The 23019-nt window shown below is 70.1% G+C and carries 19 protein-coding genes and 5 tRNA genes; 14 read left to right on the top strand and 10 right to left on the bottom strand.

Annotated elements, in window-relative coordinates:
• Positions 1-30 precede the first annotated feature (30 nt).
• The 5 genes from LIV37_RS16265 (at position 31) to LIV37_RS16245 (ending at position 6492) form a co-directional block, all read left to right on the top strand.
• Positions 31-1074 (top strand): 3-isopropylmalate dehydrogenase, encoded by a 1044-nt coding sequence (locus LIV37_RS16265; RefSeq protein WP_121824877.1) that lies wholly within the window; start codon positions 31-33, stop codon positions 1072-1074.
• Between the two features lie 202 nt (positions 1075-1276).
• Positions 1277-2362: a branched-chain amino acid aminotransferase gene (locus LIV37_RS16260; protein WP_020868210.1), complete on the top strand. Its 1086-nt coding sequence runs from the start codon at positions 1277-1279 to the stop codon at positions 2360-2362.
• Between the two features lie 323 nt (positions 2363-2685).
• Positions 2686-4284: a citramalate synthase gene (gene cimA, locus LIV37_RS16255; protein WP_020868209.1), complete on the top strand. Its 1599-nt coding sequence runs from the start codon at positions 2686-2688 to the stop codon at positions 4282-4284.
• A 329-nt stretch (positions 4285-4613) separates the two neighbouring features.
• Positions 4614-6197, top strand: a complete 1584-nt coding sequence (locus tag LIV37_RS16250) for an acyl-CoA carboxylase subunit beta (protein ID WP_020868208.1) — start codon at positions 4614-4616, stop codon at positions 6195-6197.
• A gap of 55 nt (positions 6198-6252) precedes the next feature.
• Complete coding sequence (locus tag LIV37_RS16245) at positions 6253-6492, top strand: acyl-CoA carboxylase subunit epsilon (RefSeq protein WP_020868207.1); 240 nt, start codon at positions 6253-6255, stop codon at positions 6490-6492.
• Positions 6493-6622: 130 nt separating this feature from the next.
• Here LIV37_RS16245 and LIV37_RS16240 read toward each other — a convergent pair whose 3' ends face one another.
• From LIV37_RS16240 to LIV37_RS16205, 8 genes are all read right to left on the bottom strand, one after another.
• The gene (locus LIV37_RS16240) at positions 6623-7201 is read right to left on the bottom strand and encodes a GTP-binding protein (RefSeq protein WP_075200410.1); all 579 of its coding nucleotides are present in this window, start codon (positions 7199-7201) and stop codon (positions 6623-6625) included.
• Positions 7182-7844, bottom strand: coding sequence for a DUF742 domain-containing protein (locus LIV37_RS16235; RefSeq protein WP_121824878.1), 663 nt, complete (start codon positions 7842-7844; stop codon positions 7182-7184). The genes LIV37_RS16240 and LIV37_RS16235 overlap by 20 nt, the downstream gene beginning before the upstream one ends.
• Before the next feature lie 82 nt (positions 7845-7926).
• Positions 7927-8340 carry a roadblock/LC7 domain-containing protein gene (locus LIV37_RS16230; RefSeq protein WP_020868201.1) on the bottom strand — a complete coding sequence of 138 codons (414 nt, stop codon included), beginning with the start codon at positions 8338-8340 and terminating at the stop codon, positions 7927-7929.
• Positions 8341-8350: 10 nt separating this feature from the next.
• Positions 8351-11389, bottom strand: a complete 3039-nt coding sequence (locus LIV37_RS16225; protein ID WP_121824879.1) for a sensor histidine kinase — start codon at positions 11387-11389, stop codon at positions 8351-8353.
• Positions 11390-11724: 335 nt separating this feature from the next.
• Positions 11725-12309: a GTP-binding protein gene (locus tag LIV37_RS16220; RefSeq protein WP_121824880.1), complete on the bottom strand. Its 585-nt coding sequence runs from the start codon at positions 12307-12309 to the stop codon at positions 11725-11727.
• Positions 12290-12700 carry a DUF742 domain-containing protein gene (locus LIV37_RS16215; protein WP_014055140.1) on the bottom strand — a complete coding sequence of 137 codons (411 nt, stop codon included), beginning with the start codon at positions 12698-12700 and terminating at the stop codon, positions 12290-12292. Before LIV37_RS16215 ends, LIV37_RS16220 begins: the two co-directional genes overlap by 20 nt.
• Before the next feature lie 106 nt (positions 12701-12806).
• Positions 12807-13220 (bottom strand): roadblock/LC7 domain-containing protein, encoded by a 414-nt coding sequence (locus LIV37_RS16210; RefSeq protein WP_020868201.1) that lies wholly within the window; start codon positions 13218-13220, stop codon positions 12807-12809.
• Between the two features lie 9 nt (positions 13221-13229).
• Positions 13230-17087 carry a sensor histidine kinase gene (locus LIV37_RS16205; protein WP_121824881.1) on the bottom strand — a complete coding sequence of 1286 codons (3858 nt, stop codon included), beginning with the start codon at positions 17085-17087 and terminating at the stop codon, positions 13230-13232.
• Positions 17088-17681: 594 nt separating this feature from the next.
• Here LIV37_RS16205 and LIV37_RS16200 point away from each other — a divergent pair.
• The 8 genes from LIV37_RS16200 to LIV37_RS16165 all read left to right on the top strand — a co-directional run bounded on the left by LIV37_RS16200 (position 17682) and on the right by LIV37_RS16165 (position 20942).
• Complete coding sequence (locus LIV37_RS16200) at positions 17682-17897, top strand: hypothetical protein (protein ID WP_121824882.1); 216 nt, start codon at positions 17682-17684, stop codon at positions 17895-17897.
• A 121-nt stretch (positions 17898-18018) separates the two neighbouring features.
• Positions 18019-18810 carry a fumarylacetoacetate hydrolase family protein gene (locus LIV37_RS16195; RefSeq protein WP_020868197.1) on the top strand — a complete coding sequence of 264 codons (792 nt, stop codon included), beginning with the start codon at positions 18019-18021 and terminating at the stop codon, positions 18808-18810.
• Positions 18803-20290, top strand: a complete 1488-nt coding sequence (gene gltX / locus LIV37_RS16190) for a glutamate--tRNA ligase (RefSeq protein WP_121824883.1) — start codon at positions 18803-18805, stop codon at positions 20288-20290. The genes LIV37_RS16195 and gltX overlap by 8 nt, the downstream gene beginning before the upstream one ends.
• Positions 20291-20458: 168 nt before the next feature.
• Positions 20459-20530, top strand: a tRNA-Gln gene (locus LIV37_RS16185).
• A 50-nt stretch (positions 20531-20580) separates the two neighbouring features.
• A tRNA-Glu gene (locus LIV37_RS16180) sits at positions 20581-20653 on the top strand.
• 33 nt (positions 20654-20686) lie between these two features.
• A tRNA-Glu gene (locus LIV37_RS16175) sits at positions 20687-20759 on the top strand.
• A 13-nt stretch (positions 20760-20772) separates the two neighbouring features.
• Positions 20773-20844: transfer RNA gene (locus LIV37_RS16170), tRNA-Gln, on the top strand.
• 22 nt (positions 20845-20866) lie between these two features.
• A tRNA-Glu gene (locus tag LIV37_RS16165) sits at positions 20867-20942 on the top strand.
• A 63-nt stretch (positions 20943-21005) separates the two neighbouring features.
• Here the strand turns inward: LIV37_RS16165 and LIV37_RS16160 are convergent.
• Positions 21006-21647: a MerR family transcriptional regulator gene (locus tag LIV37_RS16160; RefSeq protein WP_020868195.1), complete on the bottom strand. Its 642-nt coding sequence runs from the start codon at positions 21645-21647 to the stop codon at positions 21006-21008.
• A 96-nt stretch (positions 21648-21743) separates the two neighbouring features.
• On the opposite strand from LIV37_RS16160, the gene LIV37_RS16155 reads away from it, so the two are divergent.
• Positions 21744-22235 (top strand): DUF4188 domain-containing protein, encoded by a 492-nt coding sequence (locus tag LIV37_RS16155; RefSeq protein WP_020868194.1) that lies wholly within the window; start codon positions 21744-21746, stop codon positions 22233-22235.
• Positions 22236-22302: 67 nt separating this feature from the next.
• Here the strand turns inward: LIV37_RS16155 and ndgR are convergent, their stop codons facing one another.
• Positions 22303-23019 carry an IclR family transcriptional regulator NdgR gene (gene ndgR, locus LIV37_RS16150; RefSeq protein WP_020868193.1) on the bottom strand — a complete coding sequence of 239 codons (717 nt, stop codon included), beginning with the start codon at positions 23017-23019 and terminating at the stop codon, positions 22303-22305.

The following is a 23019-nucleotide window of genomic DNA, read 5'->3' as shown; positions in this document are numbered from 1 at the left end:
AATCCATGGGACGAGCGGTAGGGTCCCGGTATGTCTCGCAGCATTCGCCTCGCAGTGATCCCCGGTGACGGTATCGGCCAGGAAGTCGTGGCCCAGGGCCTGAAGGTCCTCTCCGCCGCCCTTCCGCAGGACGTGAAGCTGGAGACCAGGAGTTATGACCTCGGCGCCCAGCGCTGGCACGCCACCGGCGACACCCTGCCGGACGCGGAGCTGGAGTCGCTGAAGGACCACGACGCGATCCTGCTCGGCGCCATCGGCGACCCGTCGGTGCCCTCGGGCGTGCTCGAGCGCGGGCTGCTGCTCAAGCTGCGCTTCGCCTTCGACCACTACGTCAACCTGCGTCCGTCGAAGCTCTTCCCGAACACCCCCACCCCGCTGGCCGGCCGCCCCGACATCGACTTCGTGGTCGTCCGCGAGGGCACCGAGGGCCCGTACGTGGGCAACGGCGGCTCGATGCGCACCGGCACCCCGGGCGAGGTCGCCACCGAGGTCAGCCTGAACACCGCCCACGGTGTCGAGCGCGTGGTCCGGGACGCCTACGAGCGCGCCGACGCCCGGCCGCGCAAGAAGCTGACCCTCGTGCACAAGAACAACGTCCTGGTGCACGCCGGCCACCTGTGGAAGAACATCTTCGACCGGGTCGGCCAGGAGTACCCCGAGGTCACCACCGACTATCTGCACGTCGACGCCGCGACGATCTTCTTCGTCACCCAGCCGGAGCGGTTCGACGTGATCGTCACCGACAACCTCTTCGGTGACATCCTCACCGACCTCGCCGCCGCCGTCACCGGTGGCATCGGGCTCGCCGCGAGCGGAAACATCAACCCCTCCGGCGCCTTCCCGTCGATGTTCGAGCCGGTCCACGGCTCCGCGCCGGACATCGCGGGCACCGGCAAGGCCGACCCGACGGCGACCGTGCTGTCGGTGGCCCTGCTGCTGTCGCACCTCGGCTACGGGGACGAGGCGGCCCGTATCGAGACCGCCGTCGCCTCGGACCTCGCCGAGCGGGACGCGGCCGCGCCGCGCACCACCGACGAGATCGGCGACGCGCTCGCCGCCCGAGTATCCGGCTGACCCCAGCCTGTGCCAGCGCGCGGCTGGGTGCGACCATCGACCTCGGGCCGCGCGTTTCACCACGTTCCTTCCCCGGCCCCACCTAGGAGATAATCCCCGGTGGGGCCGCTGTGTGAAGAAGAGCTTGGACGTCCTAATACCGCTTGCGGGCAGGATGGTGTGAGCGCGGTCCGCCACAACCGAAGGTGAAGGACTACCTGCCATGACGACGCCCACGATCGAGCTCAAGCCCTCCTCCCACCCCCTTTCCGCCGCCGAGCGGGAGAAGATCCTGGCCAACCCCGGATTCGGCCGCCACTTCACCGATCACATGGTGACGGTCAAGTGGACGGAGGGCCGTGGCTGGCACGAGGCCCAGCTCGTGCCGTACGCCCCGCTCTCGCTCGACCCGGCGAACATGACGCTGCACTACGCCCAGACGATCTTCGAGGGGCTCAAGGCGTACCGGCGGCCCGACGGCACCGTGGCCACGTTCCGCCCCGACCAGAACGCCGAGCGGTTCCAGACGTCCGCGCGCCGCATGGGCATGCCGGAGCTCCCCGTCGAGACCTTCATCGCGGCGTGTGACGCGCTGGTCACCCAGGACAGGGCGTGGGTGCCGGGCCACGGGGAGCAGTCCCTGTACCTGCGGCCCTTCATGTTCGCCACCGAGGTCGGGCTCGGTGTCCGGCCCTCGAACGAGTTCCTCTTCGTGGTGATCGCCTCCCCGGCCGGGGCCTACTTCCCCGGCGGTGTGCAGCCGGTCTCGGTCTGGCTCTCGGAGGAGTACGTCCGCGCGGCGCCCGGCGGCACCGGCGCGGCCAAGACGGGCGGCAACTACGCGGCCTCCCTGGTCGCCCAGGCACAGGCCGCCGAGCAGGGCTGTGACCAGGTGGTCTGGCTGGACGCGATCGAGCGCCGCTGGATCGAGGAGATGGGCGGGATGAACCTGTACTTCGTGTACGGGAACCGCATTGTGACCCCCGAGCTGTCCGGTTCGCTGCTGCCGGGGATCACCCGCGCCTCGCTGCTGGAGATCGCCGCCGACCTCGGCTACGAGGTCACCGAGGGCCGGATCTCCGTCGACGACTGGCGCGAGGGCAACGCCGACGGGACCCTCACCGAGGTCTTCGCCTGCGGTACGGCGGCCGTGATCACCCCGGTCGGCTCGGTCAAGTCCGCCCGGGCGAGCTGGACGGTGGCCGACGGTGAGCCGGGCGAGGTGACGATGCGGCTGCGCAGGGCGCTGCTGGACATCCAGACCGGCGCCGCCCCGGACCCGCATGGCTGGATGCACCCCCTGGGCTGACCTCCGGGCGTCACCTCGTTGACACCGGAGGTTCGCATCCTGAGACGGATGAGAGCGCGGGGGCGGAATGTGCCAAACTGCCTCCGTGCTCTCGTTCGCCATGATTATTGGCAGCAGGCGCGCCGGTCCGCAGTGACCGCCCGTACGACCCGGTACAGGGCGGCCACCGTGCCCCAGACCCGCGCGCAGACCTCTCGCACCCGCGAGGGGTCTTTTCGTTTTCCGGACCATCCCGCCGGAGGCGAAGCGTGAGGGATCATAGGAGGGCGCGGAACCGGATATTCCGGTAGACCGAGATCCATCCGACAGGAGCCAGACCAACCATGAAGGATCTGCCCGACGACAGCTTCCATGTCTTCGACACCACCCTGCGCGACGGAGCGCAGCGCGAGGGCATCAACCTCACGGTCGCGGACAAGCTGACCATCGCCCGTCACCTGGACGACTTCGGCGTGGGCTTCATCGAGGGCGGCTGGCCCGGCGCCAACCCGCGCGACACGGAGTTCTTCGCCCGGGCCCGCGCCGAGATCGACTTCAAACACGCCCAGCTGGTGGCGTTCGGCGCCACCCGCAAGGCGGGGGTGCGCGCCGAGGACGACGCCCAGGTCAAGGCGTTGCTGGAGTCCGGCGCACCGGTGATCACCCTGGTGGCGAAGTCCCACGACCGCCATGTGGAGCTGGCCCTGCGCACCACGCTCGAGGAGAACCTCGCGATGGTCCGCGAGACCGTCGCCTACCTGCGGTCCCAGGGCCGCCGGGTCTTCCTCGACTGCGAGCACTTCTTCGACGGCTACCGGGCCAACGCCGGCTACGCCAAGCAGGTCGTCTCCGCTGCCCACGAGGCGGGCGCCGAGGTGGTGATCCTCTGCGACACCAACGGCGGCATGCTCCCCGGCCAGATCGACGCGGTGGTCCGCACCGTGCTGGCCGACACCGGGGCGCGGCTGGGCATCCACGCCCAGGACGACACCGGCTGCGCGGTCGCCAACACCCTCGCCGCCGTGGACGCGGGCGCCACCCACGTCCAGTGCACGGCCAACGGCTACGGCGAGCGGGTGGGCAACGCCAACCTCTTCCCGGTCGTCGCGGCCCTGGAGCTCAAGTACGGCCGCCGGGTGCTGCCGGAGGGCGCTCTGGAGGAGATGACCCGGATCTCGCACGCGATCGCCGAGGTCGTCAATCTGACGCCGTCCACTCACCAGCCCTATGTGGGTGTTTCCGCCTTCGCCCACAAGGCCGGACTGCACGCCTCCGCGATCAAGGTCGACCCGGATCTGTACCAGCACATCGACCCCGAGCGGGTCGGCAACACCATGCGGATGCTCGTCTCCGACATGGCCGGACGGGCGTCGATCGAGCTCAAGGGCAAGGAGCTGGGCATCGACCTCGGCGGCGACCGGGCGCTGGTGGGCCGGATCGTGGAGCGGGTCAAGGAGCGGGAGCTCGAGGGCTACACCTACGAGGCCGCCGACGCCTCCTTCGAGCTGCTGCTGCGCCAGGAGGTCGAGGGCCGTCCCCGCCGCTTCTTCCGCGTCGAGTCCTGGCGGGCGATCGTCGAGGACCGCCCGGACGGCACTCACGCCAACGAGGCCACCGTGAAGCTCTGGGCCAAGGGCGAGCGGATCGTCGCCACGGCGGAGGGCAACGGTCCGGTCAATGCCCTGGACCGGGCGCTGCGGGTGGGTCTAGAGCGGATCTATCCGCAGCTGGCGACGATGGAGCTGGTGGATTACAAGGTCCGCATCCTGGAAGGCAAGCACGGCACCGAGTCCACGACCCGGGTGCTGGTCGCCACCGCGGACGGCCAGGGGGAGTGGTCGACCGTGGGCGTCGGGGAGAACGTGATCGCCGCGTCCTGGCAGGCCCTGGACGACGCCTACGCCTACGGGCTGCTGCGGGCCGGAGTGGACCCGCAGGAGTGACGCGCCGCCCGGCCCGGGGAGGCGGACGGTGCGGCGCCGGCGGCGGCCGGAGTAGGGTGCGGGGAGCGGAGCGCGGCCGACGTGCTCCGTTGCCCGGTCCGGCCGCACGGCCGCTCCGGCGGACGCCGCCCATCCGGGTGGTCGCGCTCGCCCCTCGCACCGTCAGGGCCTGGAGGTTTGTGGGGTGCCGACAGGGCCGATAGTCCTTTAGGACACCAGGTAGTGGGAAAGCCGCTGTCCAGTTCTGTTCCGCCTGCCCACCAAAACGCCCTTGACGTTGTAGGGAATTGACATGCGTTTCCGAGGGTCCGGGAACGTACCGTCATTGCATGACCAATCTCGAAGGTGCGCCTGCTGAGGCGAGTGACGTTCGCGGGCGCGTCGCCGAGCTGCACGCGATTCGCGAGCAGGCTCGGCGCGGCCCGAGCGAGCGGGCGACCGAGGCCCAGAAGGCCAAGGGGAAGCTGACGGCTCGCGAGCGGATCGATCTGCTGCTTGACGAGGGGTCCTTCAACGAAGTGGAGCCGCTGCGGCGGCATCGTGCGACCGGGTTCGGTCTTGAGGCCAAGAAGCCTTACACCGACGGTGTCGTCACCGGCTGGGGGACCGTCCACGGACGGACGGTGTTCGTCTACGCACACGACTTCAGGATCTTCGGCGGGGCGCTGGGGGAAGCCCACGCCACCAAGATCCACAAGATCATGGACATGGCCATCTCGGCCGGGGCGCCGCTGGTGTCCCTCAACGACGGCGCCGGTGCCCGCATCCAGGAGGGCGTCTCGGCGCTCGCCGGTTACGGGGGCATCTTCCAGCGGAACACCAAGGCGTCCGGTGTCATCCCCCAGATCAGCGTGATGCTCGGCCCGTGCGCGGGCGGCGCGGCGTACTCCCCGGCGCTGACGGACTTCGTCTTCATGGTCCGGGAGACCTCGCAGATGTTCATCACCGGACCCGATGTGGTCCAGGCGGTGACGGGCGAGAAGGTCAGCCAGAACGGACTGGGCGGCGCGGATGTGCACGCCGAGACCTCGGGCGTGTGCCACTTCGCCTACGACGACGAGGAGACCTGCCTCGAGGAGGTCCGCTACCTCCTGTCGCTGCTGCCGCAGAACAACCGCGAGAACCCGCCGACCGTCGAGTCCGACGACCCGGCCTCCCGGCGCGGTGACGCGCTGCTGGATCTCGTCCCGGCCGACGGCAACCGGCCGTACGACATGCGCAAGGTCATCGAGGAGATCGTCGACGACGGCGAGTACCTCGAGGTCCACGAGCGCTGGGCGACCAACATCATCTGCGCGCTGACCCGGCTCGACGGCCAGGTGGTCGGCATCATCGCCAACCAGCCGCAGTCGCTGGCCGGGGTGCTGGACATCGAGGCGTCGGAGAAGTCCGCGCGCTTCATCCAGATGTGCGACGCCTTCAACATCCCGCTGGTCACCTTCCTCGACGTGCCCGGCTTCCTGCCCGGTGTGGACCAGGAGCACGGCGGGATCATCCGGCACGGCGCCAAGATGCTGTACGCGTACTGCAACGCCACCGTGCCGCGGATCTCCGTCATCCTGCGCAAGGCGTACGGCGGTGCCTACATCGTGATGGACTCCCAGTCCATCGGGGCCGACCTGACCTACGCCTGGCCGACCAACGAGATCGCGGTGATGGGTGCCGAGGGCGCCGCCAACGTGATCTTCCGCCGTCAGATCGCCGGGGCCGACGACCCCGAGGCCATGCGCGCCCGCATGGTCAAGGAGTACAAGTCCGAGCTGATGCACCCGTACTACGCGGCCGAGCGGGGGCTGGTCGACGATGTGATCGACCCGGCCGAAACCCGTGAGGTCCTTGTCCGGTCCCTGGCGATGCTGCGCGACAAGCACGCCGACCTGCCGTCCCGCAAGCACGGCAACCCGCCGCAGTAACCCTCACGTTCATGACCTCGCGCGGGACCCGCGCGACAAGGGAGAAGAGAAAACCGTGAGCACATCCAGCGATAGCGCCGATCCCGCCGCCGCGGCGGCGGCCACCCTGGTCCGGGTCGAGAAGGGCCACGCCGACGCCGAGGAGCTCGCCGCGGTCACCGCGGTGCTGCTCGCCCGCGCGGCCGCCGGCACCCACCGGACCGCCGGCTCCACCCGCCCGAGCCGCAGCGCCGCCCGCTGGCGCCGTCTGGAGCGCCGCCCGGCGTTCAGCGCGCCGCACAGCTGGCAGGGCTGACCGCCCACAGGCGCCGCCGTGCCCGGACGGCCGCACACCGCCCGGACGCCCGAGAAGGCCCACTGAAACGCACAAATCCCCTGTTCTCCTTCGGAGAGCAGGGGATTTTGGCTTCCGCCGTCGGCCTCGGCTAGCGCAGCCGGGCCATCAGCGCGTGCTCGACCAGGGTGATCAGCGCGCTCTTGGCCTCGCTGCGGTGGCGGGCGTCGGTGGTGATGATCGGCGCGTCGGGGCCGATCTGCAGGGCCTCGCGGACCTCTTCGGGGTTGTAGGGCTGGTGCCCGTCGAAGCCGTTGAGGGCGATGACGAAGGGCAGCCCGGAGTTCTCGAAGTAGTCGACCGCCGGGAAGCAGTCGGCGAGGCGGCGGGTGTCCACCAGGACGACCGCGCCGATGGCACCGCGGACCAGGTCGTCCCACATGAACCAGAAGCGGTCCTGGCCGGGGGTGCCGAACAGATACAGGATCAGGTCCTGGTCCAGCGTGATGCGGCCGAAGTCCATGGCCACCGTGGTGGTGGTCTTGTCCGGCGCGTGGGTGAGATCGTCGATCCCCGCCGAGGCGGAGGTCATCACGGCTTCGGTGCGCAGCGGGTTGATCTCCGAGACCGCGCCGACGAACGTGGTCTTGCCCACGCCGAAGCCGCCCGCCACCACGATTTTCGCGGAGGTGGTGGAGCGGGCTGCACCGCTAGAGCTTGCGAAGTCCACTGAGCACCCTTTCGAGCAGTGTCACGTCAGGCTGACCGCCGGCGGACTCGTCGCCGCCGGGCTGATGGATCGCGACGAGCCCCGCCTCGGCCAGGTCGGCTACGAGGATGCGGGCTACGCCGAGAGGAATGGTGAGCAGTGCGGAGATCTCGGCGACCGACTTGATCTCGCGGCACAGTTGGCAGATCCGCTGGTGCTCGGGCAGTTGGCCCTGGAGCTGAGCGGGGTCGGCCGTGGTGTGCACCAGCGCCTCGATGGCGAGCTGGTACCGGGGCCGGGTCCGGCCCCCTGTCATGGCGTACGGGCGCACCAGAGGGTTATGAGTGCCACCCGCGGGGGAGGAAGGTTCCGGGGCTGGGCGCTCAGGCGGCTGTACGGGCTCGATACGGGGCGCCGGAGGCGCGTCGTACCAGGACCCCTCCGACGGCCCGGGAGGCGCGTAGGAGGGCGTGTACGGCTGTTGCTGGGGCCGCTGCGGCTGTCGCCGCGGGGGCTGCTGCTCCCGCTGCGGCTCCGGCTGCTGTGGCGAGCGGGCCTGGCGGCTGGGTGCGGAGGGGAAGTTGTAGCGCTTCACTGGGCCCTCTCCGCGCGGCTCGGACGGCTGCCCGTGGGCGTACGGATATCCGCTAGGGGGCGTTGCCACGTGTCCTCCTCCAACTCGCCTGTCTTGCCGGTCGCGCCACCGCACCCTATGGCGCGGTGGCGCGAAACGCACTCCATGTTTGCTAGTTGAGAAGACTGCCCTGCAATTCCGCACGGAGATCCGGGGTGAGGACGTTGCCCGCGCGATCGACCAGCAGGGCCATCTCGTAGCCGACGAGGCCGATGTCGCACTCGGGGTGGGCGAGCACGGCGAGGGAGGATCCGTCGGAGATCGACATGATGAAGAGGAAGCCTCGTTCCATTTCGACGACGGTCTGGTTGACCACGCCGCCTTCGAAGATGCGGGAGGCTCCGGAGGTGAGCGAGGTCAGGCCGGAGGCCACCGCCGCCAGTTGATCGGCTCGGTCACGGGGGAAGCCTTCGGACATCGCCAGAAGGAGTCCGTCGGCGGAGACCACCACCGTGTGGGACACCCCGGGGGTGTTGTCCACGAAGTTCGTGATCAACCAGTTCAGGTTCTGCGCCGCCTGGCTCATCGGGCTCACACTAACGCTCCTGATCGTAGGTGCTGCCGGGGCCGAAGCCCTGTTGGTCATGCTGGTCACGCCCGGGGGTCCCGGATCCCGCGTCGCGTCCCCGCTGGACGCCGCGGCGCAGGTTGCTCAGCCTGCCGCGGATGTCCTCCGGGGCGCGGGAGACCTGGGGGCCGCCCTGTCCGGTCGGCTCCGCGGCGCCCTCGACCAGATTGGCCTTGGGCACCCGGCGGGGCAGGCCGGACGATGTGATCCCGCCGGCCTGCGGCTCGCGCAGCCGCTCGGCACGGTGCCAGCGGTGGTCGTTCTCCGACTGCCACGGGGCACCGTCCTCCTGCTGCTGGGGAACCTGATAGGGCCGCTCCGGCGCCGCGGGCGCCGCCGGGTCCCCGACCATCCCCTGTGCCCCTGTTTCCTCGGACGGCTGCCACTGCTTGTCACGACGCGGAAGCCCGGCGTCGGTCATCGAGTGGATTCCGCTCGGGGAGGGGCCCGGACGGTGGAACTCTACGCGGTCCCGAGAAACTTCGGGAGCGCTGGGTCCTGATTCCGCTTCGGCCCCGAACTGGGACGCGTAGGGCATCTCGAAAGATCCGGAATCGCCCCACTCTCCCTGCTGAGAGGGTGAGTTGTAGCCGATGTACGGCTGCTGTTCGGATTCCGTTTGAGTTGTGTAATCCGCTTCCGGTTGCGTAAAGGCGGAATTCTGGTAGCCGGACTGCGCCAGCGGGTCGGAAGCCGCCTGGTCATGCCGCGGATCCTGCTCGGGCGGGGTGGCCCCCATTCCGCTGTACTGGCCCAGGAACTGGTTCTGCCCCGGGTCCCGGTCGTAGGCGGAGTCGTCGAAGCCCAGCTCGGCGGCGGTGCGCGAGGACAGCTCGCTCGCGTCCTCGTAGGCGGGTGCGGGCCGCGGCTCGGGAACGATCCGGGAGACCGTGAAGTCGTCCTGGGGCAGTTCCTCGCCGCCACCGCCGTGGGTGATCGCCTCGGGCAGCATCACCAGCGAGGTGGTGCCCGCCAGCTCCCCGGAGGGGCGCAGCTGGACCCGGATGCCGTGCCGGTCGGCGAGGCGGCCGACCACGAACAGGCCCATGCGCTGGGACACCGTGGCGTCCACCGTCGGCGGATTGGCCAGCTTGTGGTTGATGTCGGCGAAGTCCTCGGCGGTCAGGCCGATGCCCTTGTCGTGGATCTCCACCACCACCCGGCCGTCGGGCAGCCGGGTCGAGGTGACCCGGACCTTGGTGTGCGGGGAGGAGAAGGTGGTGGCGTTCTCCAGCAGCTCGGCCAGGAGGTGCACCAGGTCGGTCACCGCCGTGCCGTGGATCTCGCTCTCGGAGATCCCGGCCAGCTCGATCCGCTCGTAGGACTCCACCTCCGAGGAGGCGGCCCGCAACACGTCGATCAGCGGCACCGGCTGGTTCCAGCGCCGGCCGGGCTCCTCGCCCGCGAGGATCAGGAGGTTCTCGCCGTTGCGCCGCATGCGGGTGGCCAGGTGGTCCAGCCGGAAGAGGTGCTCCAGCTGGTCCGGATCGGCCTCCCGGCTCTCCAGTTCGGAGATCAGGGTCAGCTGCCGCTCGATCAGTCCCTGGTTGCGACTGGAAAGGTTTGTGAAGATCGCGTTGACGCCGCCGCGCAGCATCGCCTGCTCGGCCGCGAGCCGGATCGCCTCGCGGTGCACCTGGTCGAAGGCGCGGGCCACCTCACCGATCTCGTCCCGGGTGTTGATCGGTATCGAGCTGACCCGGGTGTCCACCCGTCCGGGGTCGGTGCGGGAGAGCTGGCCGACCACCGCCGGCAGCCGCTTCTCGGCGACCTCGAAGGCGGCGTTGCGCAGTTGCCGCATCGAATGGCTCATCGAGCGGGCCATCCGGGCGGCCACGAAGAAGGCGGCGAGGAGCGCCAGCACCACGATCGCGCCGTTCACGATCGCATCGCGCCGGGCGTCCGAGGAGATCTGCGCGGCCTCGTCCACGGCCTTGTTCACCAGGGTCTGCTCGACGTCCCGGTAGGCGTTGAACTTGATCGTGGAGGCGTTGAACCAGGAGTCCGGGGTGACCCCCTGGGCGGCCAGCGCGGAGGGGCTCGCACCGCTGCCCATGGCCTTGAGCATCTTGTCCATGCCGGGCGGCGCCACGAATTTCTTGCCGTCCGCCTCGGCCTTCCGCTTCGCCTCGGCGATTTGCGTCTGCGCACGCTTCTCCGCCGCCGTCAGGGTGTCCTCGAGCCGGGTCACGTCCTGCGGGGTGCCGGCGGCCTCGAACTCCCCGAGCGCGATGCCCTCGAGGTAGACGTACGAGGTGAAGGCGGTGAGCTGGGTCCTGCGGTCGGTCGCGGACGGGCCGGGCTTCACCAGCAGATGGGTTCCGATGGAGCGCTGCAGCGACTCCGCGCCCTTGGCCAGGGATACCGCGTAGACGGTACGGCCGTATGACGTGATATTGCCGGTGCCCAGGCCCAGTTCATTGGCGAACTCGATCAGCCCGTGCTCGACGGCCACATAGCCCTCTTCGGTCTTCACTCCGTCGAGGCGGTCGGTGTAGGCGTTCCGGCGCAGGGTGGCCAGCTGCGGTTCGGCGGTTCTGAACGCTTTGAGGCGGCGTTTCAAGGTCGGCGTCTGCGGCATGTCGGCGACGGCCTTGTCGAAATCCTTCTTCGCCGCGTCGCTGGCGGCCCGGGCCTTGGCCACCGTGGCCTCGTTGGTGCCGCTGAGCAGCGGGCCCGCGGTCAGGTCGCGCTCGTTGACCAGGGCGTGGGCGTAGGTGGTGGCGGCCCGGACGACCTGGGCGGTGCGCTCGGCGTCCCGCGCCTCGTTCCAGGTGGAGACCGATGAGGCGACCTGGAAGCCACCGAAGACCAGGGCGACGAGCACGGGGATGAGCAGGATCGCGTACAGCCGGCCGCGCACCCGCCAGTTCCGAGGGGAGATCCGGCCACCACTGGGTGTGGGTGGCTCCGCTGCCTCGGCGGGCGACGCCGCCGTACCTGTACGCGGCGGCGGGGTGAAGTTCCCTCGCGCCTCTTGCGCGGGGTCCGGCTTGCTTCGCCTCACTCGACCAACAACCTCTCGGCATCGGCACCTGATTCGTGCCGTTCCCAGCTGAGCCCTGACTGCCCAGTTCAGCGAATTCCAGCACGCCGCGCGGGTGCTTTCCAAACAGTGCGCAAAGCGCTCAGTGCGTTGTCTGGACCAGAGAAAAAAGGGGCGTTACGGCTGAGATATGTCGAATATCGAACTATTTGAGTGCGCACCGGAGCTGCGCGATCGCGCTCTGTATCGAGAGCCGGTGCATATCTCTGTCGAAACGTTATGAATGACGAGCGGGCCGTGTCGTTCGACACAGCCCGCCCTACGTCGGTTTTCCGACAACTTCCGGGCAGCGGCCCCTACTTGAGTCGGGCCATCAGCGCATGCTCGACCAGCGTGATGAGCGCGCTCTTCGCCTCGCCGCGATGGCGCGCGTCGGTGGTGATGATGGGAGTGTCCGGGCCGATCTGCAGGGCCTCGCGGACCTCTTCCGGGTTGTAGGGCTGCTGGCCGTCGAAGCCGTTGAGGGCGATGACGAAGGGCAGTCCGGAGTTCTCGAAGTAGTCGACCGCCGGGAAACAGTCGGCCAGCCGACGGGTGTCCACCAGGACCACGGCGCCGATCGCGCCGCGCACCAGGTCGTCCCACATGAACCAGAAGCGGTCCTGGCCGGGCGTGCCGAACAGGTACAGGATCAGGTCGTCGTCGAGCGTGATGCGGCCGAAGTCCATCGCCACGGTCGTCGTGGTCTTGTCCTGGACGTGGCTCAGATCGTCGATCCCCGCCGAGGCCGACGTCATCACGGCTTCGGTGCGCAGCGGATTGATCTCCGAGACCGCGCCGACGAACGTGGTCTTGCCCACGCCGAAGCCGCCCGCCACCACGATCTTGGCCGAGGTGGTCGCGCGGGAGGGGGGAGCGCCGCTAGAGCTTGCGAAGTCCACTGAGCACCCTTTCGAGCAGTGTCACATCCGGAGTGCCGCCCGCTTCCGAACCGCCCCCGGGCTGGTGGATCGCCACCATGCCGGCCTCCGCCAGGTCCGCCACCAGGATGCGTGCCACACCAAGGGGGATGTTCAGCAGCGCCGAGACCTCGGCGACCGACTTGACCTCCTGGCACAGGTGGCAGATCCGCTGGTGCTCGGGAAGGAGCCCCTGCAGATGCACGGGGTCGGCCGTCGTGCTGACCAGCGCCTCGATGGCGAGCTGGTAGCGGGGCCGGGTCCGGCCACCGGTCATGGCATAGGGGCGCACCAATGGCTGGTCGCCTTCACCCCCGTACGGCGATTGGTGATGGCCGCCGTACGGGCCGGGCGAGGCGGGGGGCGGGGTCATGGATCCTCCGGTCGGACAACAAGGTGACGGTGGTGCCGTCGGTCGGTGCCGGTGGGGGGCCACCCGGCGGTGTGGCCGGGCGGGCGGGCGTCGGATGGTCGTTGGATCAGTTCAACAGGCTGCCCTGAAGTTCGGCGCGCAGGTCCGGGGTGAGGACGTTGCCCGCGCGATCGACCAGCAGGGCCATCTCGTAGCCGACGAGGCCGATGTCGCACTCGGGGTGGGCGAGCACGGCGAGGGAGGATCCGTCGGAGATCGACATGATGAAGAGGAAGCCTCGTTCCATTTCGACGACGGTCTGGTTGACCACGCCGCCTTCGAAGATGCGGGAGGCTCCGGAGGTGAGCGAGGTCAGGCCGGAGGCCACCGCCGCCAGTTGATCGGCTCGGTCACGGGGGAAGCCTTCGGACATCGCCAGAAGGAGTCCGTCGGCGGAGACCACCACCGTGTGGGACACCCCGGGGGTGTTGTCCACGAAGTTCGTGATCAACCAGTTCAGATTCTGCGCCGCCTGGCTCATCGGGCTCAACTAACGCTCCTGCTGGTAAGTCGGGCCAATGCCGCGATCATGGTTGTCGCCGAGTCCGGTACCGGCCCGGCGACCCTGCTGGATCCCACGGCGGAGGTTGGTCAGCCTTCCGCGTACATCATCGGGCGCGCGAGACACCTGCGGCCCAGTCCGTTCGGGCTGCTGCGGCTGCTGGTGTGCGGCGCCCTCCACGAGGTTTGCGCGCGGCACCCGCCGTGGCAACCCGGACGACGTGATACCGCCGGCCGCGGGTTCGCGGATCTGCTCGGCGCGGCGCCAGCGCTCGTCGTTGTGGGGCGACGTACGCCAGTGGGAACCCGTGCTCCGGCCGTTGAGACCGGCACCGCCCGGGCCCGCCGAGGCGCCCGATCCGGCGAAGTCCCCCATGCCCTGGGACGCCGGCTGCGGCTCGCGGGGCGCGGGGGGCGGTACGGCCGAGGCGGGCCGGCCGGGGGTGGGCTCGGGCGCGGAGGGCGCGGAGGGCGCGGACGGGTACGACCGGCCTCCGTCCCGCGGGCCCGAGTTGCCCGGTTCCACGACCTGGTGGTGGTGCCAGGTCGACTCGATGGTGTCGAAGATGGGCGTACGGCCGTCGCCGGGACCGGGGGCGGGCGGCAGCGGGTCGTTCGTGCGCCGCTCGGGCTCGCCGCCCCGGGAGTCCTGGGGCAGCGCGTACTCACCGGTGCCGCTCATGTCCGGACGCGGGAACTCTCCGGTGTCGCCGGGGCCGCCCGCGTTCGGGCGGGGGAATTCGCCGGTGTCGCCCGGGCCGCCCATGTTCGGGCGCGGGAACTCGCCCGTGTCGCCGGGGCCGCGGCCGCCGCGCGGGGCGGTGTCCTCGAACCGGGGCTGGGCGTACTCACCGGTGTCGCCCGGGCCCTGGCCGAGCTCCGGACGGGCGAACTCGCCGGTGTCGCCCGGGCCGCGGCCGTAGTCGGGGCGGTTGAACTGGCCGGAGTCGGACAGCCCCTGCCCGGCCTGCGGCCCACTGGGCGCGCGGCGCGGCTCGAACATGCTGGGGCCGTCGGTCAGCTGCGGAAGCTCGCCGGTGTCGCCGGGGCCGCGGTTGCCGAACGGATCGCGCCGGTCCGACGGGCCGCCGAACTCCGGACGGGCGAACTGGCCGGTGGGCTCGTACTCCTCGTGCCCGCGCGGGGTGTCCCCGGCGTCGCGCGGAGTGCCCGGCCAGTCGTCCTCGCCGGACGCGCGGCGCGCGCCCCAGCTGGTGCCGGGCTGCGCGGGGGCCGGAAGCTCGGGCGCGGGGCCGCGGGTGGACAGCTGCGGGCGGCCGCCCTGGTCGCCCCCGTCGGCCCGGGCCGGGGCGCCGGTCGGCGGGGCGACGGTCGGGTTCTCACCGCGGGTCGGCAGCGGGGGACGGCCGGAGGGGGCGCCGGGGCCGCCCTGCTGACCGCCGGGACCGGAGGGGGCGTTGGTCCGGGGGCCGGGAGGCCGTCCGCCCTCGAAGAAGTTGGTGGAGCCGGCCGGGGCGCCGCCCGAGGGGCCCGCACCCGCGCCGACCGGCCGGGTCGGCAGTCCGCTGCCGCCGCCGTTGCCCGGCAGCGCGGCGCGCGAACCGGAGCCCGGGACCTGGCGCCGCGAGGGCGCCGAGCCGAGCAGTCCGGCGCCGCCGCCCTGAGCGTCGCCGTTGCCGGCGCCCGGTCCGCCCTGGCCGCCGGCGGCCTGCGGAGCCGGCTTCCTTCCGCCCTGGGCGACATCGACCGGCAGCATGACCAGCGCCGTCGTACCGCCCGAGTCGGACGGCCGGAGCTGGATGCGGATTCCGTGGCGCAGCGAGAGGCGGCCGACCACGAACAGGCCCATGCGCCGGGAGACCGACACGTCGACCGTGGGCGGGGAGGCCAGCCGCTCGTTGATCGCCGCCAGGTCCTCGGGCGAGAGCCCGATACCGGTGTCGTGGATCTCGACCAGCACCCGCCCGTCGGGCAGCGCGTGGCCGGTGACCTTGACCTTGGTCTGCGGCGAGGAGAAGGAGGTGGCGTTCTCCAGCAGCTCGGCGAGCAGGTGGACGAGGTCGTTGACGACCCGGCCCGCGACCTCGGTCGCCGGGACCGAGCTGAGCTCGATGCGCTCGTACTGCTCCACCTCGGAGGCGGCCGCGCGGAGCACGTCCACCAGCGGCACCGGACGGGTCCACCGGCGGCCCGGCTCCTCGCCCGCGAGGACCAGGAGGTTCTCGCCGTTACGGCGCATACGGGTGGCGAGGTGGTCCAGCTTGAACAGCGAGGAGAGCTGGTCCGGGTCGGCCTCGCGGCTCTCCAGCTCGGAGATGAGCGAGAGCTGGCGCTGGATGAGGCCCTGGCTGCGGCGCGAGAGGTTGGTGAACATCGCGTTGACGTTGCCCCGCAGCAGCGCCTGCTCGGCGGCGAGCCGGACCGCCTCGCGGTGCACGTCGTCGAAGGCCGCGGCCACCTTTCCGATCTCGTCCCGGCTGTGCACACCGACGGACTCGACGGAGGTGTCCACATCCTGCGGATCGGACTCGGAGAGCTGCTTGACCAGTTCGGGCAGCCGCTTCTGGGAGACCTCCTGCGCGGTGTCCTGGAGACGGCGCAGTGAGCGGACCATGGAGCGGGCGACGACGAAGGCGCCGACCAGGGAGACACCGAGGACCAGCAGGATCAGCGCACCGTTGAGGATGGCGTCCTGCTGGGCGGAGTCGCGGAGCTCACGAGCCTTCTGCTGCATCTCGCTGAGCAGCGTCTCCTCGATCTTGCCCATCTCTTCGATCTTGATACTGTCCTGGTCGTACCAGTCAAGATCGGTCCGCTTCTCCGCCTTGAGCCCCTCGGGGTCGCGCACCGCGCGGTCGGCGTACATGGTCGCCGCCTTGATGTCGGGGCGGCTGTCCAGCGGTTCGAGCAGATCCTCGGAGTTGCCCTGGCGGATCTGCTTGAAGCGGCCGAGCGCCTCGTTCTCCTTGTCCACCGCGGTCCTGGCGAAGCGGCGGTCGTTGGCGGAGAAGTCGGCGCCCTTGGGGTCGGCGAGCGCGGCGCTGATGAGCGCGCGCTGGATGGAGGCGTACTCCTTCGCGGAGGAGAAGGTGGCGAGCGCGCGGGTGTTGTTGATCATCGCGCGGTTGCTGGTCGCCTGCGCCATGTCCTGGGAGAGCGACAGCAACGAGTTGATCAGCTCGTTGTAGTTCTGGACCGTCAGCGAGTAGTACTGGCTGTTGTCGTAGGCCGTGTCCCGGACCTCGTTGATCTTGCCGAGCTGACGGTCGATGTTGACGAGCGTGGACTGCACACCGGCCAGCGACTGGTCACCGGGGTCGATCTGGTGGGTGGCCTCGCGGAACGCCGCGATCGAGCGGTTGGTGTCCTCGCGGGTGGAGACGACCCGGTCGTCCTTCTCGTTGCCCTTGCCCGCCAGCGGACCGGCCGACTTGTCGCGCTCCTCCTGGAGCGCGCTGGCCAGCTGGGTGGCCTGCTGCGTCATCTCGGTGAGCAGCTTCATCTGGTCCAGCTGCTTGATGTTGTCCAGCGAGCCCTCGATGCGCAGCGCGCCCAGCGTGGTCGCGGCGACCACCGGGAGCGCGAGCAGGGAGACCAGTCGGGTGCTGATGCGCCAGTTGCGCAGGGCCATGCGACTGCCGGGCCCGGTGGGGCCGGAGGGCTTCGCCTTGGCCGGCGGCTCCGGGGCATCTCCGTCGCCACCACCGCCGCTGGGCGCACTGATCCGGGTAGCGCTCTGGGCACCGGCATCGGGGCTCTGGTCGCCCAGCGTCCTGCCGTTGCTTCCCTGGGCGCGCTGAGGCGAGGAGCCGCGGTCGGTCGCGCCGCGCGGCTCCGGGTCCGCCGAAGCTTCCCCTCGGCCCTGGTGGGCCTGGGGAGCCCCCATACCATCCCTCTTGAAACGTCCCTGCACTAGCGTCGCAACCTCTGGACCAGGCGCCCCACCGGCTTGAGCGGCGGAGCGGTGTCGAGTCGTGGGGGACCGCGATCCCCCCTGTCGGTCGTGAGTGACCGGCGCGCATCCTTTCGTGTCGACAAGAGGCGCCCCCGCCGCTCGGCGCCTCTGAACGTTGCGCCCCCGTGCGCGCCGGTGATTCCCGCGGCGGTCCCGGGAATTCCAGCACAGTGCCGGATGCTGCAACAAGGGCAATGGATAAGGCTGTGATGCGCGTGACGCTCAGTGCGGACTTTATTACGGGACGTAGAAAGCCATGTCGGCGATAACGGACTTTCGTGTACGAATCGAATGGTGCAATCGAGTGTCCGGCTAGCGATGATCAAGAGCGGAACGTCAGGTTCGGGTATGCGATGTCCGTTTAGCGCGATTGGGTAACTGTCTTCTATGTCGCATTTGCCTGATCGTTCGTGAGCAATATCACATGCTGGCGGCGACTTTTCCTGCGAATCGATGGGCAAGGCCGCCTCTAGCCTGACGCTTTACACAGCCGGAACGAACGACAAGAGCGAGGCGTACACCCCAGTGAAGACGACGATGATGTTCCACTCCATAGCCAACCCGCGGCGCACCACCCTGGCCCATGTCAAGGACGTCCAAGAGCTCAAGGACGCCAAGGACATCGCCACGGACATCGAGGACACCGGCGCGCCCGAGGAGCAGCCGGAGCAGCGCGTCGATCTGCCCAACCGGACCGCGAACCCCAGGCGCACCGTGCTGACCGAGACCCCGGGCAACTGACCCCCGGGCCGTGGTGGGCGCCACCACCACCGGCGGCAGGCGGGACGGCGGCGCGCGGGACGCGGAGCGATAGCCTGGGGCGTCAGTCTCCAGCCAGTTCAGTCAGGAGCCAAGGCTTCCCGTGCGCATCGCCAGATTCTCCATCGACGGCAACGTCGCCTTCGGCGTGGTGGAGGGCGAACCGTCCGATCCGGACGGCCCCGTCATCGACATCATCAAGGGCCACCCCTTCGCCGAATTCGAGCGCTCGGGCCAGAAGGTCCCCCTGAGCAAGGTCCGGCTGCTGCCGCCCGTCCTGCCGAACAAGGTCGTCGGGATCGGGCGCAACTACGCCGAGCACGCGGCGGAGCTGGGCAACGAGGTCCCCGACGTCCCGGTCGTCTTCTTCAAACCGTCCACGTCCGTGGTCGGCCCCGGCGACCCCGTCGCGTACCCCTCCTTCTCCTCCGAGGTCCACTACGAGGCCGAGCTGGCCGTGGTCATCGGACGGATGTGCCGCGAGGTTCCGCGTGACCGAGTCCAGGACGTCATCCTCGGCTACACCTGCGGCAACGACATCACGGCCCGCGACGCCCAGCGGCGCGAGAAGCAGTGGGCGCGAGCCAAGGGCTTCGACACCTCCTGCCCGCTGGGCCCCTGGGTGGAGACCGATATCGACCTGACACGCGCCGGCGACCTGGGCATCATGTGCACCGTCAACGGTGAGCAGCGTCAGCTCGGCCGTACGAGCGAGATGGTGCGCCCGATCGAGGATCTGATCGTGCACATCACCGAGGCGATGACGCTGCTCCCCGGCGACGTCGTGCTCACCGGCACCCCGGCGGGCGTCGGCCCGCTCTCCGTCGGCGACGAGGTCGCCGTCACCATCGAAGGCATCGGCACTCTCACCAACAAGGTGATCAAGCGTGGCTAGCGCACCCTCCTCCGCCCCCGTGCGGGTTCGTTTCTGTCCCTCGCCGACCGGCAACCCCCATGTCGGCCTGGTCCGCACGGCCCTGTTCAACTGGGCCTTCGCCCGTCACCACGGCGGCACCCTGGTGTTCCGCATCGAGGACACCGACGCCGCGCGGGACTCCGAGGAGTCCTACACCCAGCTGCTGGACGCCATGCGTTGGCTGGGCTTCGACTGGGACGAGGGCCCCGAGGCCGGCGGTCCGCACGCGCCCTACCGCCAGTCGCAGCGGATGGACCTCTACCGCGAGGTCGCGGAGAAGCTGCTGGAGGCGGGCCACGCCTACCGCTGCTACTGCACCGCCGAGGAGCTGGAGGAGCGCCGCGAGGCGGCCCGCAAGGCCGGCCGGCCCTCCGGCTACGACGGGAAGTGCCGCACCCTGACCGCCGAGCAGATCGCGGCGTACGAGGCCGAGGGGCGCGCCTCGATCGTGCGCTTCCGGATGCCGGACGAGCCGATCACCTTCACCGACCTGGTGCGCGGTGAGCTGACCTTCGCCCCCGAGAACGTCAGGGACTACGGGATCGTGCGGGCCAACGGCGCGCCCCTCTACACGCTCGTCAACCCCGTCGACGACGCGCTGATGGAGATCACGCACGTACTGCGCGGCGAGGACCTGCTCTCCTCCACTCCGCGGCAGATCGCGCTCTACCGCGCGCTCGCCGAGCTCGGTGTGGGCGGCGGCACGGTGCCCGCCTTCGGCCACCTCCCGTATGTCATGGGCGAGGGCAACAAGAAGCTCTCCAAGCGCGATCCGCAGGCCTCGCTGAACCTCTACCGGGAGCGCGGCTTTCTCCCCGAGGGGCTGCTCAACTACCTCTCCCTGCTGGGCTGGTCGCTCTCCTCCGACCGGGACGTCTTCTCGCTGGCGGAGATGGTCGAGGCGTTCGACATCTCGGCGGTGAACGCCAACCCGGCGCGCTTCGACCTCAAGAAGGCCGAGGCGATCAACGCGGACCACATCCGGCTGCTGGATGTGAAGGCGTTCATCGAGGCCTGCGAGCCCTGGCTGAAGGCCCCGCACGCGCCGTGGGCCCCGGAGGCCTTCGACGCGGCCGCCTTCGAGGCGCTGGCCCCGCTGGCCCAGACCCGGCTGACCGTCCTGTCCGACATCACCGCGAACGTGGACTTCCTCTTCCTCGACGAGCCGGTGGCCGACGAGGCGTCCTGGACGAAGGCGATGAAACCGGGCGCGGACGCGCTCCTGGCCTCGGTCCGCACCCGGCTCGCCGAGGCGGACTGGGACGCCGAGACCCTGAAGGCCGCGGTCCTCGCGGCCGGCGAGGAGCACGGCCTGAAGCTGGGCAAGGCCCAGGCGCCGCTGCGGGTCGCGGTCACCGGGCGCACGGTCGGACTGCCGCTGTTCGAGTCCCTGGAGGTCCTGGGCCGCGAGCGCACGCTGGCCCGGGTCGACGCGGCGCTGGCGAAGCTGGCCGGATAGCGGGCGTGAGGCGCCGCCCGCGCCCGTGAGGCGGCGCCACTCGCGGTGATACTCGTTTTGGTGGCCCGTCCACCATCGGGTAATGTTCTTCCTGCGCCGGACGGGCCGCCGAGAGGTCGGACCGGAGGCGTAAACCAAACAAAACCCCTTACGGGGGTGGCGTTTTGGTGGGGTATGGTGTAATTGGCAGCACGAGTGATTCTGGTTCACTTAGTCTAGGTTCGAGTCCTGGTACCCCAGCAAGAGATCTCCTGGATGTCCGGTGGATCTCTTGGTCAAAGCAGGACCAAGCCCCCGTTGTGTAGCGGCCTAGCACGCTGCCCTCTCAAGGCAGTAGCGCCGGTTCGAATCCGGTCGGGGGTACGGATCTCTCTTCGCAAGACGGAGATCGCTAGAGCCCCCGTTGTGTAGCGGCCTAGCACGCCGCCCTCTCAAGGCGGTAGCGCCGGTTCGAATCCGGTCGGGGGTACTGGTCTATACCATGGGCTATGGTGTAATTGGCAGCACGAGTGATTCTGGTTCATTTAGTCTAGGTTCGAGTCCTGGTAGCCCAGCGCAGCACCTGTGCTGATTCAGGCCCCCGTTGTGTAGCGGCCTAGCACGCCGCCCTCTCAAGGCGGTAGCGCCGGTTCGAATCCGGTCGGGGGTACCAGCGAAAAGCCCTCCGCGACAGCGGGGGGCTTTTCCGTGTCCGGTGCGGGCCCTTGGCTCCTGATCACTCGTCGAAGCGGCGGCCGGATTCCTCGGTCTGCGCGAGCCTCCGCAGGCTGAGCAGCACCGGTTCGTAGAGCACCGTCAGCGCCACCACCGCCTCGACCCGCTCGGGCAGGGTGTCGTAGGTCTCCACCAGGTCCAGGTCGGCGACGGCCAGTTCGCCCGCCAGCCGGGCGTGCACCAGCAGATGCTCGGTGTCATGGGGATACCCCAGGCGGTCCAGGGAGGCGACGGCCGCCACCAGCATCCGGTAGGCGGGGGAGGTGTCGCCCAGCTCCTGGCCGTAGGACCAGCCCATCCGTCCCAGCACGGTGTCCACCTGTGCGCGGGCGCGCGCCGCGTGCGGATCGTCCTCGTCGGGCTCGGGGCCGTGCGGCAGCGCCCAGACCGCGGCTCCCATCCGGGTGTTCTGGCTGAGCGACTCGTCCTCGGCCGCCGCCAGCACCTCGCGCGCCGTGGCCACCGGCATCCGGCCGACCTGGATCAGCGAGCGCACCAGTCGCAGTCTGCGCAAGTGCTCCTCGCCGTACTCGGCCTGGGTGGCGGTGATCCGCTCACCTGGCGGCAGCAGCCGCTCGCGCAGGTAGTACTTGATCGTCGCGGTGGGCACTCCGCTGCGCTCGCTGAGCTCCGCCAGTCGCATCCCTGTTGCACCTTCCGTTGGAGAGTGGCACTATCTAAGTGCTGGATAGTGCCGCTATCCAATCCTAACCCGTATCTGGGGAACGAGGGGATCACCATGGGTGCCGAGCTGCTCGCCGGCCGTATGACCGCCGAGGCCGAGGGGGAGGTCACCGTCTTCCTGATCGGCATGCGCATCAACCGCTTCCGTGCGCTGCGCAGCTGGCTGCCGGTCTTCCGGGCGATGCCGCGGATGCTCCGCGAGCTGTCGCGGGACGGGGAGGGCGGGATGCTGGGCCATCAGGTGCTGTTCGGCTCGCCGCGGGTGCTCTACGTGGTCCAGTACTGGGACTCGCACGAGCGGCTGCTGGAGTACTCGGTGGCCCAGGACAAGGAGCACCGCCCCGCCTGGGCGGCGTTCAACCGCCGGCTGCGGGAGGGCCGGGGCAAGGTCGGCTTCTGGCACGAGACCTATGTCGTACCGGCCGGGGCGCACGAGGCGGTCTACATCAACATGCCGGCGTTCGGCCTGGGCAAGGCCACCGGAGTCGTCCCGGTCGGCCGCCGCGGGGACCGTGCGGCCGACCGGCTGAGCTTGAAAAGGGCGTAATAGGGCGCGATGGGTGCCTTAAGGCGGTCATCGGGTGGCCCGGCAGAGGGCGTCCGTAAGGCGGACATCAATTGCTTCGGCGGAGGGCGTCCGTCAGGCGGGCCGCCGCGTCGATGACCGCCTGGGCGTGCATGCGGCCCGGGTGGCGGGTCAGCCGCTCGATCGGTCCGGAGACCGAGACGGCGGCGACCACGCGGTTGGACGGGCCGCGCACGGGCGCGGAGACGGACGCCACGCCGGGCTCCCGCTCGCCGATCGACTGGGCCCAGCCCCGCCGCCGTACGCCCGACAGGGCCGTGGCGGTGAAGCGGGCCCCCTGGAGTCCGCGGTGCAGCCGCTCGGGCTCCTCCCAGGCCATCAGCACCTGGGCGGCCGAGCCGGCCTTCATGGGGAGCGTGGAGCCGACCGGCACGGTGTCCCGCAGTCCGGACAGCCGCTCGGCCGCGGCGACGCAGATGCGCATGTCTCCCTGGCGCCGGTAGAGCTGCGCGCTCTCGCCGGTCACGTCCCGGAGATGGGTGAGTACGGGCCCGGCCGTGGCGAGCAGCCGGTCCTCGCCCGCGGCCGCCGCCAGCTCGGCCAGCCGGGGGCCCAGAATGAAGCGCCCCTGCATATCACGTGCCACCATCCGGTGGTGCTCGAGAGCCACCGCCAGCCGGTGTGCCGTCGGGCGGGCGAGGCCGGTCGCCCCGACCAGCCCGGCGAGGGTGGCCGGACCGGACTCCAGGGCGCTCAGAACCAGAGCAGCCTTGTCGAGAACGCCGACACCGCTAGTGTTGTCCAT

It is taken from the genome of Streptomyces rapamycinicus NRRL 5491, from assembly GCF_024298965.1.
GTDB classification, from domain to species: domain Bacteria; phylum Actinomycetota; class Actinomycetes; order Streptomycetales; family Streptomycetaceae; genus Streptomyces; species Streptomyces rapamycinicus.
Note: the sequence above shows the minus strand (reverse complement) of the source record. Positions and strands in the feature narration are given on the sequence as shown.